General features: G+C 69.2%; 14 protein-coding genes. 6 read left to right on the top strand and 8 right to left on the bottom strand.

What is annotated here, in order from left to right; translation table 11 throughout:
• Positions 1-16: 16 nt before the first annotated feature.
• A complete protein-coding gene (uvrA, locus tag AOM00_RS12965) occupies positions 17-2857 on the bottom strand; it encodes an excinuclease ABC subunit UvrA (RefSeq protein ID WP_062518189.1) in 2841 nt (946 codons plus the stop codon).
• A gap of 80 nt (positions 2858-2937) precedes the next feature.
• On the opposite strand from uvrA, the gene AOM00_RS12960 reads away from it, so the two are divergent.
• Positions 2938-3237 (top strand): YciI family protein, encoded by a 300-nt coding sequence (locus AOM00_RS12960; RefSeq protein ID WP_062518188.1) that lies wholly within the window; start codon positions 2938-2940, stop codon positions 3235-3237.
• A 33-nt stretch (positions 3238-3270) separates the two neighbouring features.
• On the opposite strand, the gene AOM00_RS12955 is transcribed toward AOM00_RS12960, so the two are convergent.
• From AOM00_RS12955 to polA, 6 genes are all read right to left on the bottom strand, one after another.
• Positions 3271-4302, bottom strand: coding sequence for a TerC/Alx family metal homeostasis membrane protein (locus AOM00_RS12955; RefSeq protein WP_062518226.1), 1032 nt, complete (start codon positions 4300-4302; stop codon positions 3271-3273).
• Positions 4303-4363: 61 nt separating this feature from the next.
• Positions 4364-6436, bottom strand: coding sequence for an excinuclease ABC subunit UvrB (uvrB, locus tag AOM00_RS12950; protein ID WP_062518187.1), 2073 nt, complete (start codon positions 6434-6436; stop codon positions 4364-4366).
• A gap of 44 nt (positions 6437-6480) precedes the next feature.
• Entirely contained in the window at positions 6481-7074 is a 594-nt protein-coding gene (coaE, locus tag AOM00_RS12945) for a dephospho-CoA kinase (protein ID WP_062518186.1), read from the bottom strand.
• Positions 7075-7168: 94 nt separating this feature from the next.
• Positions 7169-8656: a 30S ribosomal protein S1 gene (gene rpsA / locus AOM00_RS12940; RefSeq protein ID WP_062518185.1), complete on the bottom strand. Its 1488-nt coding sequence runs from the start codon at positions 8654-8656 to the stop codon at positions 7169-7171.
• Between the two features lie 131 nt (positions 8657-8787).
• Positions 8788-9810 (bottom strand): 6-phosphofructokinase, encoded by a 1023-nt coding sequence (locus AOM00_RS12935; RefSeq protein WP_062518184.1) that lies wholly within the window; start codon positions 9808-9810, stop codon positions 8788-8790.
• Between the two features lie 10 nt (positions 9811-9820).
• Positions 9821-12478, bottom strand: coding sequence for a DNA polymerase I (gene polA, locus AOM00_RS12930; RefSeq protein ID WP_082097060.1), 2658 nt, complete (start codon positions 12476-12478; stop codon positions 9821-9823).
• 18 nt (positions 12479-12496) lie between these two features.
• Between polA and AOM00_RS12925 the strand changes: the two genes are divergently transcribed.
• The 5 genes from AOM00_RS12925 (at position 12497) to AOM00_RS12905 (ending at position 16683) form a co-directional block, all read left to right on the top strand.
• Positions 12497-12907, top strand: a complete 411-nt coding sequence (locus AOM00_RS12925) for a PaaI family thioesterase (RefSeq protein WP_062518183.1) — start codon at positions 12497-12499, stop codon at positions 12905-12907.
• Positions 12908-13079: 172 nt separating this feature from the next.
• Entirely contained in the window at positions 13080-14144 is a 1065-nt protein-coding gene (locus AOM00_RS12920) for a branched-chain amino acid ABC transporter permease (protein WP_169746859.1), read from the top strand.
• 1 nt (position 14145) lies between these two features.
• Positions 14146-15120, top strand: coding sequence for a branched-chain amino acid ABC transporter permease (locus tag AOM00_RS12915; protein ID WP_062518181.1), 975 nt, complete (start codon positions 14146-14148; stop codon positions 15118-15120).
• Positions 15113-15952 (top strand): ABC transporter ATP-binding protein, encoded by an 840-nt coding sequence (locus tag AOM00_RS12910; protein WP_062518180.1) that lies wholly within the window; start codon positions 15113-15115, stop codon positions 15950-15952. The genes AOM00_RS12915 and AOM00_RS12910 overlap by 8 nt, the downstream gene beginning before the upstream one ends.
• The gene (locus AOM00_RS12905; RefSeq protein WP_062518179.1) at positions 15952-16683 is read left to right on the top strand and encodes an ABC transporter ATP-binding protein; all 732 of its coding nucleotides are present in this window, start codon (positions 15952-15954) and stop codon (positions 16681-16683) included. The genes AOM00_RS12910 and AOM00_RS12905 overlap by 1 nt, the downstream gene beginning before the upstream one ends.
• Positions 16684-17066: 383 nt before the next feature.
• On the opposite strand, the gene AOM00_RS12900 is transcribed toward AOM00_RS12905, so the two are convergent.
• The gene (locus AOM00_RS12900) at positions 17067-18341 is read right to left on the bottom strand and encodes an ABC transporter substrate-binding protein (RefSeq protein WP_062518178.1); all 1275 of its coding nucleotides are present in this window, start codon (positions 18339-18341) and stop codon (positions 17067-17069) included.
• Between the last annotated feature and the right edge of the window lie 64 nt (positions 18342-18405).

Genomic DNA, 18405 nt, shown 5'->3' with positions numbered 1-18405 from the left:
GCGGCCAGCCTACGGATCACACCGGCGCGGGCGTGCCGAGGATCTCCGCGAGGAAGGTCCCCGTGTGCGACGCCTCGACCCGCGCGACCTCCTCGGGCGTGCCCTCGGCGATGACGATGCCGCCCCCCGAGCCGCCCTCGGGACCCATGTCGATCACCCAGTCCGAGGACTTGATGACGTCCAGGTTGTGCTCGATGACGATGACGGTGTTGCCCTTGTCCACGAGCCCCTGGAGCACGCCGAGCAGCTTGCGGACGTCCTCGAAGTGCAGGCCGGTGGTCGGCTCGTCGAGCACGTACACGGTGCGGCCGGCGGAGCGGCGCTGGAGCTCCGAGGCGAGCTTGACGCGCTGCGCCTCGCCGCCCGAGAGCGTGGGCGCGGGCTGACCGAGCCGCACGTAGCCGAGGCCCACCTCGACCAGCGTGGTGAGGTGGCGCGAGATCGCGGGGATCGCCTCGAAGAAGTGCGCGGCCTCCTCGATCGGCATGTCGAGGACGTCCGCGACGTTCTTGCCCTTGAAGTGCACCTCGAGCGTCTCGCGGTTGTAGCGGGCACCCTTGCAGACCTCGCACGGCACGTAGACGTCGGGAAGGAAGTTCATCTCGATCTTGAGCGTGCCGTCGCCCGCGCACGCCTCGCATCGTCCGCCCTTGACGTTGAAGGAGAAGCGGCCGGGCCCGTAGCCCCGCACCTTCGCCTCCTGGGTGTCGGCGAACAGCTTGCGGACCTTGTCCCACACGCCCGTGTACGTCGCGGGGTTCGAGCGCGGCGTACGGCCGATGGGCCCCTGGTCCACGTGCACGGTCTTGTCGAGCTGGTCCGTGCCCGTGATGCGGGTGTGGCGGCCCGCGACCTGGCGCGCGCCGTTGAGCGTGTTGGCGAGGCTCGTGTAGAGGATCGAGTTCACCAGCGTGGACTTCCCCGAGCCCGACACGCCCGTGACGGACGTCAGCACGCCCAGCGGGAAGTCCACGTCGATGTCGCGCAGGTTGTTCTCGCGCGCGCCCACCACGGTGACCTTGCGTCCGCGGTCGATGGGGCGGCGCGCCTCGGGCAGCTCGATGGAGCGTCGGCCGGCGACGTAGGCGCCGGTGATCGAGCGCTCGTTGGTGAGCAGGTCCTCGTACGAGCCGGAGTGGACCACCTCTCCCCCGTGCTCGCCCGCGCCCGGCCCGATGTCGACCACCCAGTCCGCGGTGCGGATGGTGTCCTCGTCATGCTCGACCACGATGAGCGTGTTGCCCAGGTCGCGCAGGCGCGTGAGCGTCTCGATGAGACGGCGGTTGTCGCGCTGGTGGAGGCCGATGCTCGGCTCGTCGAGGACGTAGAGCACGCCGACCAGCCCCGAGCCGATCTGCGTGGCCAGGCGGATGCGCTGCGCCTCGCCACCGCTCAGGGTGCCGGCGGCGCGCGCGAGCGTGAGGTAGTCGAGGCCCACATCGAGCAGGAAGCCCAGGCGTGCGTCGATCTCCTTGAGCACCTGGACGGCGATCTGCCGACCGCGCTCATCGAGCTCGGCGGTCACCAGGAAGTCGCGTGCCTCCGCGATCGACAGCTCGCAGACCTCGGCGATGGACCTCCCGCCGATGAGCACCGAGAGGACCTCCGGCTTGAGGCGCGCACCACGGCAGACGGGGCACGGGACCTCGCGCATGTACGACTCGTACTTCTCGCGGGAGAACTCGGACTCGGTCTGCTCGTGGAGACGCTCGATCCACGTGATCGCGCCCTCGAAACCGGTGGTGTACTGACGCTCGCGCCCGTAGCGGTTCCGGAACCTGACGTGGACCTTGTAGTCCTTGCCCGTGAGGATCGCCGCCTGGACGTCCTTGGGCAGCTCCTTCCAGGGCGTGTCCATGGAGAACCCGAGGTCGTCCGCCAGCGCCGTGAGCGTGCGCGAGAAGTAGTCGGAGCTGGTGGCCGCCCACGGGGCCACGGCGCCCTGAGCGAGCGACAGGTCCCGGTCGGGGACCACGAGGTCCGGGTCCACCTCGAGCTTGATGCCGATGCCCGTGCACTGGGGGCATGCACCGTACGGGGCGTTGAAGGAGAAGGTGCGCGGCTCCATCTCCTCGAGCGTGAGGACGTGGTCGTTCGGGCACGCGCGCTTCTCCGAGTAGCGGCGCGGCTCGATGTCACCGTCGACCGGGTCGATCACCACCAGGCCGTCGGCGATCCTCAGCGCGGTCTCGACGGAGTCGGTGAGGCGCCGGCGGACGCCGTCGCGCGCGACCAGACGGTCGACCACCACCTCGATGTCATGCTTGAGCTTCTTCTCGAGCTTGGGCGGGTCCGTCAGCTGCACCGTCTCGCCGTCGACACGCGCACGGGCGAAGCCCTGCTGCTGGAGGTCCTCGAACAGGTCCTGGTACTCGCCCTTGCGACCGCGGATCACGGGCGCGAGCACCTGGTAGCGCGTTCCCTCGGGCAGCGCGAGCACCGAGTCCACGATCTGCTGCGGCGTCTGCGCCTGGATGACCTCGCCGCAGACCGGGCAGTGCGGGGTGCCGACGCGCGCGTACAGCAGACGGAGGTAGTCGTACACCTCGGTGATGGTGCCGACCGTCGAGCGCGGGTTGCGGTTGGTCGACTTCTGGTCGATCGACACCGCGGGGCTCAGCCCCTCGATGAAGTCGACGTCGGGCTTGTCCATCTGCCCGAGGAACTGGCGCGCATACGCGCTCAGCGACTCGACGTAGCGGCGTTGGCCCTCCGCGAAGATCGTGTCGAACGCGAGGGAGGACTTGCCCGAGCCGGACAGTCCGCTGAAGACGATGAGGGCGTCGCGCGGGAGGTCGAGGTCGACACCCTTGAGGTTGTGCTCGCGAGCACCGCGGACGAGGAGACGGTCGTTCACCCGGCCATGCTACGCGGAAATCCGTTCGAACACACGTTCGACGCCGCGTGTCGCGAGGTCGCATCCGGCAGGATGGCCCCATGAGCCTCTACGCGATCCACTACCTGTACGACGAGCGCGCCGATGAGCGCAACGCACGCCGCCCCGAGCACCTCGCCCACTTCCGCGCCCTGGCCGATGCGGGCACCGTCACCGCGATCGGGCGTTACGGCGACGATCTCGAGCCGGGCGCGCTCATCATCGTCGATGTCGACTCGACGGAGGACGCCGCAAGCATCGTCGCCGGCGACCCGTACGTGCGTGCGGGCCTGGTCCCGCAGCACCGCATCCGCGAGTGGCCGGCCTTCGGCGCGTGGCCCGGTCGGGGCTTCCCCGCCTGAGCCTGCCGCGACGCGGCGCCCAGCGCGAGAGGATCACACCTCGTCGGCAGGCGCGTCCTCGTGCCGGTGGTGGTGCTCTCGCGGCAGCTCCTCGCCCGTGCGTGCCGAGACGACGACGGAGACGAGCGCCGCGCCGCCGATCGCGACGATGATCACCGCGAGCGACATCCACGTGGGGATCTCGGGCGCCCACGCGACGGGCTCTCCCCCGTTGATGAACGGCAGCGAGTTCTCATGCAGCGCGCTCAGCACCAGCTTGACGCCGATGAACGCGAGCACCACGGACAGGCCGTAGGAGAGGTACACGAGGCGCCGCAGCAGACCCTCGACCACGAAGAACAGCTGCCGCAGCCCCATGAGCGCGAAGGCGTTCGCGGTGAACACGATGTAGGGGTCGTCGGTGAGGCCGAAGATCGCGGGGATCGAGTCGAGCGCGAAGAGCACGTCGGTGGTGCCGATCGCGATCATCACCATGAGCAGCGGGGTGACCAGCCGCTTGCCGTGCTCCTTCACCAGCACGGCGCCGCCGCGGTAGCCGTCCGTGGCCGGCAGGAACCGGCGCGCGAGCGCCACGAGCGCGGTCTCCTTGTACTCGACCTCGCCCTCCTCGGCACCGCCCTCGCGGGCGACGCTCACGGCGGTCCACAGCAGGAAGAAGCCGAACAGGTAGAACACCCACGAGAACGCGTGGAGCGCCGCCGCCCCGGCGGCGATGAACAGGCCGCGCAGCACCAGCGCCAGCACCACGCCGAACAGCAGGACGCGCTGCCGGTACCGCGGGGGCACCTGGAACCTCGCGAGGATCACCAGGAAGACGAAGAGGTTGTCGACCGAGAGCGACCACTCGGTCACGTAGCCGGCGAAGAACTCGACGCCCTTGTCGGGGCCTGCCCACGCGAGCATCGCGACGCCGAACACCACCGCGAGCCCGACGTAGAACAGGGTCCAGCGCACGGACTCCTTGAAGGTCGGCTCGTGCGGACGCCGCACCACGACCAAGAAGTCGAACGCGACCACGGCGAGCACGCCGAGGATGGTCACCAGCCAGACGGTCGTCGATTCCACCGGACCATCGTAGTGGCGCGCCACGCCCTCACGATGCGCGCGGGCGGGCGCCGGTGCGGGCTCAGCCCGCGTTGATCATCTGCCGCAGCTCCTTCTTGAGCTCGCCGATCTCGTCTCGGAGGCGCGCCGCGAGCTCGAACTGCAGCTCCGCCGCCGCACCCTTCATCTGGTTCGACAGGTCCTCGATGAGCTGGGAGAGCTCCTCCGCGGGACGCTGGGCGAGCAGCCCGCCGCCCGCCTTGGCCGCCTTCTCCCCCGCCTGCCCGCCATGCTTGGCCAGCTCGAGGGTCTCGGCGGTGTCGGCCTCCTCGCGCGCGAGCATCTCGGTGATGTCCCCGATCCGCTTGCGCAGCGGCTGGGGGTCGATGCCGTTCTCCAGGTTGTACGCGACCTGCAGCTCGCGGCGACGGTTGGTCTCGTCGATCGCCGAGGCCATCGAGTCCGTGATCGAGTCCGCGTACATGTGGACCTCCCCGGACACGTTGCGCGCGGCGCGCCCGATGGTCTGGATGAGCGACGTGCCGGAGCGGAGGAATCCCTCCTTGTCCGCGTCGAGGATCGACACGAGGGACACCTCGGGGAGGTCGAGACCCTCGCGGAGCAGGTTGATGCCGACGAGGACGTCGTACCGTCCCATGCGCAGCTCGCGCAGCAGCTCGACGCGGCGCAACGTGTCGACGTCGGAGTGCAGGTACTCGACACGTACGCCGCGATCTCCCAGGTACTCGGTGAGGTCCTCGGCCATCTTCTTGGTCAGCGTGGTCACCAGGACACGCTCGTCCTTCTCCACGCGCTCGCGGATGCTCTCGAGGAGGTCATCGATCTGCCCCTCCGTGGGCTTCACCACGACCTTCGGGTCGACCAGGCCGGTGGGGCGGATGATCTGCTCCACCACGCCGTCCGCGCGCTCGAGCTCGTACTTGCCCGGCGTCGCGGAGAGGTAGACGGTCTGACCGACGCGCTCCTGGAACTCGGGCCACTTGAGCGGCCGGTTGTCGAGCGCCGAGGGCAGGCGGAAGCCGTGCTCGACCAGCGTGCGCTTGCGCGACGTGTCGCCCTCGTACATCGCGCCGATCTGGGGCACCGTCACGTGGGACTCGTCGATCACCAGGAGGAAGTCGTCCGGGAAGTAGTCGAGCAGCGTGTGCGGCGGCGTGCCCGCCTCCCGCTGCTCGATGTGCCGCGAGTAGTTCTCGATGCCCGAGCACGTCCCCACCGAGCGCATCATCTCGAGGTCGAACGTGGTGCGCATCTTCAGGCGCTGCGCCTCGAGGAGCTTGTTCTGGCGCTCGAGCTCCTGGAGGCGCTCCTCGAGCTCGAGCTCGATGGTGTGGATCGCACGGTTCATCCGGTCCTCGCTCGCGACATAGTGCGACGCGGGGAAGATGTGCACCTGCTGCCGCTGCTCGACCACGGTGCCGGTGAGCGGATGCAGCGTGTAGAGCGCCTCGACCTCGTCACCGAACATCTCGATGCGGATCGCGAGCTCCTCGTAGACCGGGATGATCTCCACCGTGTCGCCCCTCACGCGGAACGTGCCGCGTGTGAAGGCGAGGTCGTTGCGCGAGTACTGCATCTGCACGAACTCCCGCAGGAGCGAGTCGCGATCGACCACGTCGCCCACGGCGAGGGTCACCATGCCCTGGATGTACTCCTCCGGCGTGCCGAGGCCGTAGATGCACGAGACGGAGGAGACCACCACCACGTCACGCCTGGTGAGGAGCGAGTTCGTGGCCGAGTACCGGAGCCGCTCGACCTCCTCGTTGATCGACGAGTCCTTCTCGATGAACGTATCCGTCTGGGGGACGTACGCCTCGGGCTGGTAGTAGTCGTAGTAGCTGACGAAGTACTCGACGGCGTTGTTGGGGAGCAGGTCCCGGAACTCGTTGGCGAGCTGCGCCGCGAGCGTCTTGTTGTGGGCCATCACGAGCGTGGGGCGCTGGAGCCGCTCGACGAGCCATGCGGTGGTGGCCGACTTCCCCGTGCCCGTCGCACCGAGCAGCACCACGTCCTGCTCGCCGGCCTGGATCCGCTGCGCGAGCTCGTCGATGGCCTTCGGCTGGTCGCCGGAGGGCTGGTACTCGGAGATCACCTGGAACGGTGCCTCGCTGCGACGGAGGTCGGGGCTGCTCATGCGACTACGGTACGCCGGGCCACCGACACCGGATCGCGGCGCCGTCAGGCCGGGACGTGGAGAGCCCAGAAGGCGTCGACCTGGGCGTCGAGGTCGGCGACCCGGCCCGACCCGTCGAGGACGGCATCGGCCACCGCCTCGCGCTCGGGGTCCGTCGCCTGCGAGGCGATGCGCGCGGCCGCGTCGGAGGCGGCCATGCCGCGCGCGTCGACCATGCGCCGCACCCGCACGTCCTCGGGCGCCGCGACCGTCACCACGAGGTCGAAGTCCTGTCCCTGGCCGCTCTCCACGAGCAAGGGGATGTCATGCACCACCACCTTCGCGCCCTCGCGTCGCGCCTGCCGGTCCGCGGCGGCGCCCATCGCGATCACGTACGGGTGGACGATCGCGTTGAGACGGGCGCGCGCGTGGTCGTCGGCGAACACGATCTGCGCCAGCGCCGCGCGATCGAGCGCTCCCCCGTCGAGGACGCGGTCGCCGAACTCCGAGACGATGTCGACGAGCGCCGCGGACCCGGGTTCGACCGCACGTCGCGCGAGCTCGTCGTGGTCGATCACGCGCGCGCCGAGCGCGCGGAAGCGCGCGGAGGCCGTGGACTTGCCCGAGGCGATCCCCCCGGTGAGGCCGATGCGTAGCACGGGTGAAGTGTCACACGCGGCACAGACAGCCGCAAAGTCCCGAGACGCGACGAAGGCCGCCACCCCAGGGGTGACGGCCTTCGTGCGGTTCCGACTAGTTGCCGGTGAGCTTCTCGCGAAGCGCCGCGAGGCGCTCGTCCGAGGCGAGGGTGCCCATGTCGCTCGAGGTCTCGTCGTGCGACGAGTAGGACGCGGGCGCATCGTTCTTGCGGCCGCCCTTGCGGGGCGCCGCCGCGGGAGCGGTGGCCTCGGCCTCGGCGGCCGCAGCGTCCTGCTTCGCGACGAACGACTTGTGCGCCTCCCAGCGCTCGTGCGCCTTGGCGTACTCGGCCTCCCAGGCCTCGCGCTCGGACTCGAAGCCCTCGCGCCACTCCTGGGTCTCCGGGTCGAAGCCCTCGGGGTACTTGTAGTTGCCCTGAGCGTCGTACTCGGCGGTCATGCCGTAGAGCGCGGGATCGAAGTCCTCGCCCTGCGGGTCCACGCCCTCGTTGGCCTGCTTGATGGACAGCGAGATGCGGCGACGCTCGAGGTCGATGTCGATGATCTTGACGAAGACGTCCTCGTCCGCGGAGACGACCTGCTCGGGCAGCTCGACGTGGCGGGTGGCGAGCTCGGAGATGTGCACCAGGCCCTCGATGCCCTCGTAGACGCGGACGAACGCGCCGAACGGGACGAGCTTGGTGACCTTGCCCGGGACGATCTGGCCGATCGCGTGGGTGCGGGCGTAGACCGCCCACGGGTCCTCCTGCGTCGCCTTGAGCGACAGCGAGACACGCTCGCGGTCCATCTCGACGGTGAGGACCTCGACCTCGACCTCCTGGCCGACCGAGACGACCTCGGACGGGTGGTCGATGTGCTTCCACGACAGCTCGGAGACGTGCACGAGGCCGTCGACGCCGCCGAGGTCCACGAACGCACCGAAGTTGACGATCGAGGAGACGACACCCTTGCGGACCTGGCCCGGGGCGAGCGCGGTGAGGAACGACGAGCGCACCTCGGACTGCGTCTGCTCGAGGAAGGCACGGCGCGACAGGACCACGTTGTTGCGGTTCTTGTCGAGCTCAATGATCTTGGCCTCGATGGCCTGGCCGATGTACGGCGCGAGGTCGCGCACGCGGCGCATCTCGACGAGCGAGGCCGGGAGGAAGCCGCGGAGACCGATGTCCACGATGAGGCCGCCCTTGACGACCTCGATGACGGTGCCGGACACGACGCCGTCCTCGTCCTTGATCTTCTCGATCGAGCCCCACGCGCGCTCGTACTGCGCACGCTTCTTCGAGAGGATCAGGCGACCCTCCTTGTCCTCCTTGGTGAGGACGAGCGCCTCGATGGTGTCGCCGACGTTGACGACCTCATCCGGGTTGGCGTCGTGGCGGATGGAGAGCTCGCGCGAGGGGATGACACCCTCGGTCTTGTAGCCGATGTCGAGGAGGACCTCGTCACGGTCGACCTTCACGATGGTGCCCTCGACAAGGTCACCGTCGTCGAAGTTCTTGATGGTCGCGTCAACAGCAGCGAGGAAATCCTCAGCGGTGCCGATGTCGTTGACTGCGATGCTGGACTCGGGGGTGGAAACGGACATTAAGGAATTGCTCCGGTGGACAGGGAATCGAATGGATAGTTGTGGTCAGGCACGCAGGCGCGCCAGACCAACGAACATGCTACCTCGTCCGGGGCGCACACGGCAATGCGGCGCGCCCGCGGACGAGGGGTTCAGAGGCCGCGAGCGGCGCTGAGGAGCTCCTCAGGCACCCACTTGGTCTTGCCCATCATCGTGTCGAAGGGCTCGAGCACGATGTGGCCGCTCTGGAGAGCGGTGAACTTGTGGCTCTCCCCCGCGACGATGCCGTCGATCGCCGCGACACCCATGCGGGTGCCGAGCAGCCGGTCGGCGGCGGTCGGGACGCCGCCGCGCTGGGTGTACCCGAGCACGGTGAGACGCGTGGTGAAGCCCGTGGCGGCCTCGATGGCCTTGGTGACCTCGTGGCCGATCGAGCCCGCGATCGGGTTGCCCTTGGCGTCGATGGTCTGCTTGCCAGTCCAGGTCGAGCCCTCCGCCGGGATCGCACCCTCCGCGACCGCGACGATCGAGAAGTTCTTGTAGCGGTGACGGTGCTTGATGCGCTTGGCGATCACGTCGATGTCGAAGGGCTCCTCGGGCGCGAGGATGATGTCCGCGCCGCCGGCGATGCCCGCGGTGACGGCGATCCAGCCCGAGTGGCGGCCCATGAGCTCGACCACCATGACGCGGTTGTGGGACTCGGCCGTGGAGTGCAGGCGGTCGATCGCCTCCGTCGCGATCGAGACTGCGGTGTCGAAACCGATCGCGGCGTCGGTGCCGACCACATCGTTGTCGATGGTCTTGGGGATGCCGATGACCGGGACGCCCAGCTGCTTCGAGACCTTGCCGGCCGCCTTGAGCGTGCCGTCGCCGCCGATGCAGATGAACCCGTCGAGCTTCTCGTTCTCGAACGTCTCCTGCACGGCCTCCATGCCGCCCTCGACCTTGTGCGGGTGGCACCGGGCGGTGCCGAGCATCGTGCCGCCGTGGACCAGGATGCCGGAGACGTCGTCGCGGGTGAGCGGCCGGGCGTCGCCGTCGATCACGCCCTGCCAACCGTTGTTGAAGCCGACGATCGAGCAGCCGAGCTCGGAGGTCCCCCTCTTCACCACCGCCCGGATCGCCGCGTTCAGACCTGGGCAGTCGCCGCCACCTGTGAGAAGACCGATTCGCATGCCACCAACCCTAATGTCCAGCGGTGCGCCAGTCAGCGCCCGTTCCAACGTTCACGTCGAGAGGGACGCTCAGATCGCCTGCGGCGTGCATCTCCTCCCTGAGGATGGTCTCGACCGCCGCACGCTCACCGGGGGCTGTCTCGACCACGAGTTCATCATGCACCTGAAGTACCTGCCGTGATGCCAGACCTTCGTCCTTCAGCCGGCGCTCCACGCCCAGCATCGCGCGCTTGATGAGGTCCGCCGCCGATCCCTGGATGGGGGCGTTGAGCGCGACCCGCTCGGCGATGTCCCGGCGCTGCCGGTTGGTCGAGGTCAGGTCGGGGATGTAGCGGCGCCGTCCGAAGATCGTCTCCGTGTAGCCGTCGCCACGCGCCTTCTCCACGACGCCGTCGAGGTACTCCCGCACGCCGCCGAACCGCTTGTAGTAGTCGTCCATGAGCGCCTGCGCCGCACCGACGGGCAGGCTCAGCTGCCGAGCGAGGCCGAACGACGACAGCCCGTAGGCGAGCCCGTAGGACATCGCCTTGACCTGCGAGCGCATCTCGGGCGTGACGTCGGCGGGCTCGACCCCGAAGACCCGGGAGCCGACGAAGCGATGGAGGTCCTCGCCGCCCTGGAACGCCTCGATGAGACCGGCGTCCCCGGACAGATGCGCCATGATCCGCATCTCGATCTGCGAGTAGTCGGCCGTCACGAGGGTCTCGAAGCCCTCGCCCACCACGAACGCCTCACGGATCCGGTGGCCCTCGGGCGTGCGGATCGGGATGTTCTGAAGGTTCGGGTCCTTGGAGCTGAGCCGGCCCGTCGCCGCGACCACCTGCGAGAAGGTGGTGTGGATGCGACCATCCGCCTGGACGGCCTGGATGAGCGTCTCGATGATCTGCGACAGCTTGGTGGCGTCGCGGTACGCGAGCAGCGCGGTGAGGAACGGGTGCGGCGCCTTCTCGTTGAGGTCGTGCAGCGACGAGGCGTCGGTCGTGTAGCCGGTCTTGATCTTCTTGGTCTTGGGCATGCCCAGGCGGTCGAACAGCACCTCCTGCAGCTGCTTGGGCGAGCCGAGGTTGACCCGGTCCCCGCCGATCGCGGCGTACGCCTCCTCCGCGGCACGGTCCGCGCGCCCGCGTGCCTCGTCCGCCAAGGTGCGGAGGTGGGCGGCGTCCACCGCCATGCCCGCGTGCTCCATGCGCGCCAGCACGCTCAGCAGCGGGATCTCGAGCTCCGCGTACAGCTCTGCCATGCCGCGCTCCTCGACCATCGGGTCGAGCACGGCGGCCAGCATGCGCACATGCGCCGCGCGCTCCGCCGCGGTCTCGGAGGCCGGGGCGCCCAGCCCGAGGTCGAGCTCCCCTGCCGTCGACGCGCCCTCAAGGGACAGGCCCAGGTGACGCTGCAGGATCTGCTCGAGCGCGAAGCCGCGCTGGTCGGGGTTCACCAGGAACGCGGCGATCTGCGTGTCGCCTGCGATGCCCCCGAGCTCCCAGCCGCGCGCCGCGAGCGCGTGCCACGCGTCCTTCGCGGCATGGAGCACCTTGGGGACGTCCGCGTCCGCCAGCCAGGCCGCGAGAGCCTGCTCCTCCGCCGGGCTGAGGGAACCGAGGTCGACGCCCCACGCGGCGTCCGCGGCATCGGTCACGCCGAGCGCCCATGCATCGGCGTCCGCACCCCCGCGGCCCTCGACGTGGAGGGCCACCGGGCCCGTCATCGCCGTGATCGCCGCGACGGCGCCCTCGGTGCGCACCACCACGGCCGCGGTCTCCACGGGAGCCTCGTCGTGGGCGTCGGCCGCGAACGGCAGCAGACGGTCACGCAGCGTGCGGAACTGCAGCGCGTCGCACACCTGGTGCACCGCCTCCGCGTCCGCTCCGGCGTACTCGAGGTCGCCCAGCGGGACCGCGACCTCGAGATCCGTGAGCAGGTGGTTGAGCTCGCGGTTGAGCTTGACCTGGTCGAGGTGGTCCCGCAGGCTCTGACCCGCCTTGCCGGGGACGTCGGCGGCGCTGTCGAGGATGCCGGCGAGCCCGCCGTAGGTGACGATCCACTTGGCCGCGGTCTTGGGTCCCACGCCGGGAACGCCCGGAAGGTTGTCGCTGGTCTCCCCCACCAGCGCCGCCATGTCCGGGTACTGCTCGGGCCGCACGCCGTACTTCTCCTCGACGGAGGCGGGCGTGAAATGGACCAGGTCGGAGACGCCCTTGCGCGGGTAGAGCAGCGTGACGTCCTCGTTGACCAGCTGGATGGTGTCGCGGTCGCCGGACACCACGAGCACGCGGAGGCCCGCCTCGCGGCCCAGCCGGGCATAGGTCGCGAGGAGGTCGTCGGCCTCGAAGCGCTCCTTGTCCACCGCCGCGACGCGCAGCGCGCCGAGCATCTCGCGGATGAGCGGCACCTGCGGCTCGAACTCGGGCGGCGTCGCGTCGCGCGTCCCCTTGTAGGACGGCAGGCGCTCGGTGCGGAACGTCCCCCCCGGAAGGTCGAACGCCACGGCGACGTGCGTGGGCTGGTGGTCCTTGAGCAGCGTCGCGAGCATCGTGGTGAAGCCGTAGACGGCGTTGGTCGGCACCCCGGTCGACGTCGCGAAGTTCTCGACCGGGAGGCCGAAGAATGCGCGGAAGGCCATGGACAGGCCGTCGACGAGCAGGAGTGTTCCCTTGGTGGATTCGGTCACAGGTGCCAACCTATCTTCATGTCAGACGCCGAGGTCCCCGTCCTGAACGTGCCCACGGACGGGCTCATCGCCCGGATGGGCATCTCCATCCTGAAGGTCACCCCTGACATCGCGGTGGGCACGATGCCCGTCGAGGGGAACACCCAGCCGTACGGCCTGCTCCATGGCGGGGCCTCCGCGGTCCTCGCGGAGACGCTCGGCTCCCTGGCCGCGATGGCCCACGTCCTCACGCTCGATCCCGACGGCATCGCGGTCGGGGTCGACCTCAACATCACGCATGTGCGCTCCGCCCGCACCGGCACCGTCACGGCGACCGCGACCGCGATCCACCTGGGCCGCACCATCGCGAGCTACGAGGTGACGGTCGAGGACGATGCGGGGGCGAGGCTCGCCGTCGCACGCCTCACCTGCGCGCTGCGGAGCCGTTGAGGGCGGGTCGGGACGGAGCTGCGGCCATCGGCGAGCCTCTTTCCGGCGCTCGGCGCCCCGAAACCACGAAGTTCCGGGCGCAAAGGTTGCAGTTTGGCGTCGCTGACGTGCGTCGAAAACACTCCGGAAACACGATCGGTCTAATGTGTGGGCCAACTCGGAGGGGAGAACGGTGTTCACCAGACCTGACACGCGGTTTTACAAAGCCGCGGGCCTGCTGCTGATCGCAGCGGCCGCATTCGTGATCGCGACGCTCGTGCTCGGCGGTGGTCCCGCAGAGGCCGAGACGGTGGAGCCCGTGGCAGCGGGCACCTCCACCGCCACGCTGGTCATCCAGAACGTCATCAACGGCCTCGCCTTCGGAGTGCTCCTCGCGCTCGCCGCGGTGGGCCTCTCGCTGATCTTCGGCACCACGGGCCTGAGCAACTTCGCTCACGGCGAGCAGGTGACCTTCGGCGCGTTGCTGACGTTCTTCCTCAGCACCAACGAGCAGGTCACCATCCCGCTCGTGCCCGGCTCCTTCAGCATCGGGCTGCCGCTGTGGCTCGCCGCGATCATCGCGGTGATCGTCTCGGGCTTCACCGGATGGCTGCAGGACAAGATGCTGTGGGGCCCGCTGCGCAAGCGCCGCGTCGCCGTCCTGCAGCAGATGGTCGTCAGCATCGGCCTCTCGCTCGCGCTGCTCAACCTGCTGCAGTGGTGGATGGGTGCCAGCCGGCACCGCCTCACCAACGCGTCGGGCGGACGCGTCACCTTCGGCGACTTCTACATCGGCACGCAGACGCTCATGTCCGTGGCGATCGCCGCGATCGCCCTCACCGGCGTGGCGCTGTTCCTGCTCAAGACCCGCCTGGGGCGCGCGACCCGCGCGATCTCGGACAACCCGGCCCTCGCGGCGGCGTCCGGCATCCGCGTCGACTCGATCATCCGCCTCGTGTGGGTGATGTCCGCGGCGCTCGCCGGACTGGGCGGCATCCTGCTGGCTCTGTTCGACAACGGCGCGGGCTTCGACTCGGGAGCCCGCATCCTGCTGCTCATGTTCGCCGCCGTGACGCTGGGCGGACTGGGCCAGGCGTTCGGCGCGCTCGTGGGCGCGCTCGTGGTCGGCGTGGTCTCGGAGGTCTCCACCGTCGTCATCGCGCCCGACATGCGCTACGCCTCTGCGCTCGCGATCCTCATCATCGTCCTGCTCGTGAGACCGCAGGGCATCCTGGGCAGGAAGGAACGGGTGGGCTGACATGGACATCCTCATCAATGCGCTCGAGCAGATGTTCACGCCGGCGACCGCGGCCTTCGCCATCGCCGCGATCGGCCTGAACTTCCACTTCGGCCTCACCGGCCTGCTCAACATGGGCCAGGCGGGCTTCATGCTCCTCGGCATGTACGGCTACGCGATCTCGGTCCGCGAGGGGCTGCCCATGTGGGCGGCGATCCTCGTCGCGATGGGTGCCGCGATGCTCTTCGGCCTCCTGCTCGGCTGGCCGACGCTCAAGCTGCGAGGCGACTACCTGGCGATCGTCACGATCGCCGCCGCGGAGATCGTCCGATACGTCGGACGCTCCAACACCCTGGTCAACGTGACCGGCGGCTCGCTCGGCATCAAGGGCAAGGACTACAAGGGCCCGCTCGAGGACCTGTCGCCGTTCCCCGACGAGCGGATCACCGTGGGGCCGTTCACCTACCACGGCTCGGCCTCCGACTCCTGGTGGCTGCGCGTGGTCGCCTGGACGCTCGTCGCGCTGTTCCTGCTCCTGTTCTGGCGCCTCTCCAACTCCCCGTGGGGCCGCGTGCTCAAGGGCATCCGCGAGGACGAGGACGCCGTCCGATCGCTCGGCAAGAACGTCTACTGGTACAAGATGCAGGCGCTCATCATCGGCGGTGTCATCGGTGCGCTGGGCGGCGTGATCTGGGCGCATGGATCCGCCGTGGTCGCCGATGCGATGGGACGTCCCACCACCTTCTGGGTGTGGACCATCCTGCTCCTGGGTGGCGCCGCCACCGTGATGGGGCCCGTGGTCGGCTCGGTGGTCTTCTGGGCCGCGCTGTCGCTGATCCGTGCGCTCGCGAAGGCCTTCATCCCCGAGTCCATCCTCCCGTCCACCGCGATCGAGCCGTTCGGCCTCATGCTGGTCGGTATCGCGCTGATCCTCCTCGTGGTGTTCCGACCACAGGGGATCCTCGGCAACAAGAAGGAGCTTGCGTTCCATGCCTGACACGACAGTCCTGGACGGGGTCGCCCACGAGCCCGGCGTCGCGAAGCCCGACCCGATCCTCATCGCCGACGGCGTCGTGCGTCGCTTCGGCGGCCTCACGGCGGTCAACGTCGGGCACTTCGAGGTGCAGCGCAACACCATCACCGCGCTCATCGGGCCCAACGGCGCCGGCAAGTCCACGTTCTTCAACCTGCTCACCAGCTTCGACACCGCGCAGGAAGGCTCCGGCACCTTCGACGGGAAGCCGCTGCGCAAGGTCTCGCCGCACAAGGTCGCGCGCTCCGGCATGGTGCGCACGTTCCAGCTGACCAAGGCGCTCGAGGGCATGTCGGTGATGGAGAACATGCGCCTCGGTGCGCAGGACCAGCCGGGCGAGTCGCTCCTCACCGCCTTCGTGCCGCCGCTGTGGAAGGCACGCGAGCGGGAGATCACGGAGCAGGCGCACGACCTCCTGCACCGCTTCAAGCTCTACGAGAAGCGCGACGACTCCGCCGGCTCGCTCTCCGGCGGTCAGCGCAAGCTGCTCGAGATGGCGCGCGCGCTCATGTCGAAGCCCACCATGGTGATGCTCGACGAGCCGATGGCGGGCGTGAACCCCGCCCTCACCGAGTCGCTCCTCGAGCACATCATCGAGCTCAAGGACGAGGGCATGACCGTCCTGTTCGTCGAGCACGACATGCACATGGTGCGCCGCATCTCGGACTGGGTCGCCGTCATGGCCCAGGGCGAGCTCATCGCGGAGGGCCCCGCCTCGACCGTGATGCAGAACGAGGCGGTCCAGGACGCGTACCTGGGCGCGCACCACGACACCGACCTCGGAGAGGATCTCTGATGCCCGAGACGCAGGACGTGCTCATCACCGCGGACGACGTGTGGGCCGGCTACATCCCCGGTGTCAGCATCCTCAACGGCTGCACGCTCGAGGTGAAGAAGGGCGAGCTGGTCGGGATCATCGGTCCCAACGGTGCCGGCAAGTCGACCTTCCTCAAGGCGCTCTTCGGGCTCGTGCCCGTCACGGGCGGCTCGTTCCACCTCGACGGGGAGGACATCACCAACCTCCGCGCCGACCAGCTGGTGAAGCAGGGCGTCGGCTTCGTGCCGCAGACCAACAACGTCTTCCCCTCGCTCACCATCGCCGAGAACCTCGAGATGGGCGCCTATCAGCGGCCCAAGGCGTACAAGGAGCGACTCGACTACATCGGGGACCTGTTCCCCGTCCTGATCGAGCGCAAGGATCAGCGTGCCGGCTCGCTCTCGGGTGGTGAGCGCCAGATGGTCGCCATGGCCCGCGCGCTCATGATGGACCCGAAGGTGCTCCTGCTCGACGAGCCGAGCGCGGGCCTCTCCCCTGCCCGACAGGACGAGACCTTCGTGCGCACCAAGCAGATCAACGCGACCGGCGTCACGGTGATCATGGTCGAGCAGAACGCACGTCGCTGCCTGCAGATCTGCGATCGCGGCTACGTGCTGGACCAGGGCACCGCGGCGTACTCCGCCTCGGGCCGCGAGCTCCTCAAGGACCCCAAGGTCATCGAGCTCTACCTGGGCACGCTCGGCGCCTAGCAGCGCACGCCAGCGCCACCAAGGGCCCGGCTCCCCGCACAGGGGGCCGGGCCCTTCCGCGTGTCCGGACGCGTGGCGCATCGTCCTGGCGGGACATGGGTGCCGTTTCGCGGCTGGATCGTGCACTCATGTCCCGCTGGCGCGGCGGGACGATGCGGGAGTACGTCCGGGCACGCAGATGGCCTCCGGCGCGCCCGTGCGAGCGGCGCATCGTCCTGGCGGGACGTGGGTGCCGTTCCGGGGCCGGGAAGCGCGCCTGTGCCCCTCCGGCTCGGAGGGACGATGCGGGGCACGCCCGAGGAGGCAGGGCTCCCGAGCACGCGGAAGGCCCCCGGGGCGAACCCCGGGGGCCTTCGTGCGACCTAGGTCAGATGGTCAGGCGATCACTCGCCGGCCGACCACTCCACCTCGCTGACGCGCGAGATGTTGTTGTCGGCGTCGTACTCCCACACGCCGATGACCGCAGCGGTCGGGTCGTTGTTCTCGTCGAACGGACCCGAGAGCGAGAGCGCCTGGTAGTTGATGGTCTCGCCCTCGTTGATGAGGTCGGAGCACTCCACCCAGCCCGAGCACTCGGTGCCACCGTCGGCGCCCGAGACCGAGGCCATGTTCTCCTGGATCACGGCCGGGTCGGACGAGCCGCCCTGGAGCGCCGCGAGGGCGACCAGCATGACGGCGTCGTAGGACTCGTTCGCGTAGGAGACGTCCTCGAGCTCCGAGCCGTTGGCCTCGTCGAGGAGGGCCTTGAACTCGTCGGACGGGGCCGAGCCCGGGATGGTGCCCTTGCCGCCCTCGAGCGTGCCGGGGGCGAACGTGTCGCCCCAGTTCGAGGTGTTGCCGTCGGACATGTAGACCTTCGACATGTCGTAGCCGGCGTCGGCGATCGCGGGCACGATCTGCGCGGTCACGTCGAACGCGATCATGAGGATCGCGTCGGGGTTGGTCGCGAGAGCGGCCTCGACGTTGGCGTTGAAGTTGCCGCCCGCGGGGTCGACTTCCTCGCCCGAGGTGCCGTAGGTGATGGTGCCGCCGGCGGCCTCGACGCGTGCCTGCACGACGTCGCGGAAGGAGACGCCGTAGTCGTCACCCTGGACCAGGATGGCGATGTTCGAGGCGCCGTCCTCCATCATGAGGTCGGCGACCGCCGCGCCCTGCGCGGTGTCCGGCGGAGCGGTGCGGAAGTAGAAGTCGGAGTAGCCCGAGAGCGACGTCGAGGTGTTCGCGGGCGACACCATGACGATGCCGGCGGCGTCGACGTCGTCGAGCACCAGCAGCGTGGAGGCCGAGGATGCCGCACCGATGATCGCCGAGACCTCGGCGTTGATCAGCTCGGAGATCGACTGGTCACCGATCGTGGGGTTGTTCGCGTCACCGGAGTCGGTCTCCATGAGCTCGACGTCGGCACCGAAGATGCCGCCGGCCTCGTTGATCTCGTTGACGGCGACCTTCACACCGGCGACCTCGGGCGGGCCGAGGAACGCGAGCGAGCCGGTCACCGGCAGGAAGCTGCCGATCTTGAGCGGGTCACCGGAGGCCGCGCCCCCGTCGGTCGGGTCCGCGCTCGAGCCGCCATCGGAATCCGTGGAGCACGCGGCGAGAGACAGCGTCGCGACGGCGGCGAAGGCCGCGCCACGGGCGATGGAGTTCCATCGTGCCATGTTTTCTTCCTCCCACTTCGGCGGGGATGACCCCGCCTCGGTCACAGCACCGGGAGGTGAGTCC

The organism is Demequina gelatinilytica, from assembly GCF_000971115.1.
GTDB classification, from domain to species: Bacteria; Actinomycetota; Actinomycetes; order Actinomycetales; family Demequinaceae; genus Demequina; species Demequina gelatinilytica.
Note: the sequence above shows the minus strand (reverse complement) of the source record. Positions and strands in the feature narration are given on the sequence as shown.

Excerpts from the sequence above, each read along its gene's own strand:
- AOM00_RS12960 (WP_062518188.1), top strand. The coding sequence starts at position 2,938 with ATGAGCCTCTACGCGATCCACTACCTGTACGACGAGCGCGCCGATGAG.
- uvrB (WP_062518187.1), bottom strand. The coding sequence starts at position 6,436 with ATGAGCAGCCCCGACCTCCGTCGCAGCGAGGCACCGTTCCAGGTGATC.
- rpsA (WP_062518185.1), bottom strand. The coding sequence starts at position 8,656 with ATGTCCGTTTCCACCCCCGAGTCCAGCATCGCAGTCAACGACATCGGC.
- AOM00_RS12935 (WP_062518184.1), bottom strand. The coding sequence starts at position 9,810 with ATGCGAATCGGTCTTCTCACAGGTGGCGGCGACTGCCCAGGTCTGAAC.
- AOM00_RS12925 (WP_062518183.1), top strand. The coding sequence starts at position 12,497 with ATGTCAGACGCCGAGGTCCCCGTCCTGAACGTGCCCACGGACGGGCTC.
- AOM00_RS12915 (WP_062518181.1), top strand. The coding sequence starts at position 14,146 with ATGGACATCCTCATCAATGCGCTCGAGCAGATGTTCACGCCGGCGACC.
- AOM00_RS12910 (WP_062518180.1), top strand. The coding sequence starts at position 15,113 with ATGCCTGACACGACAGTCCTGGACGGGGTCGCCCACGAGCCCGGCGTC.
- AOM00_RS12905 (WP_062518179.1), top strand. The coding sequence starts at position 15,952 with ATGCCCGAGACGCAGGACGTGCTCATCACCGCGGACGACGTGTGGGCC.
- AOM00_RS12900 (WP_062518178.1), bottom strand. The coding sequence starts at position 18,341 with ATGGCACGATGGAACTCCATCGCCCGTGGCGCGGCCTTCGCCGCCGTC.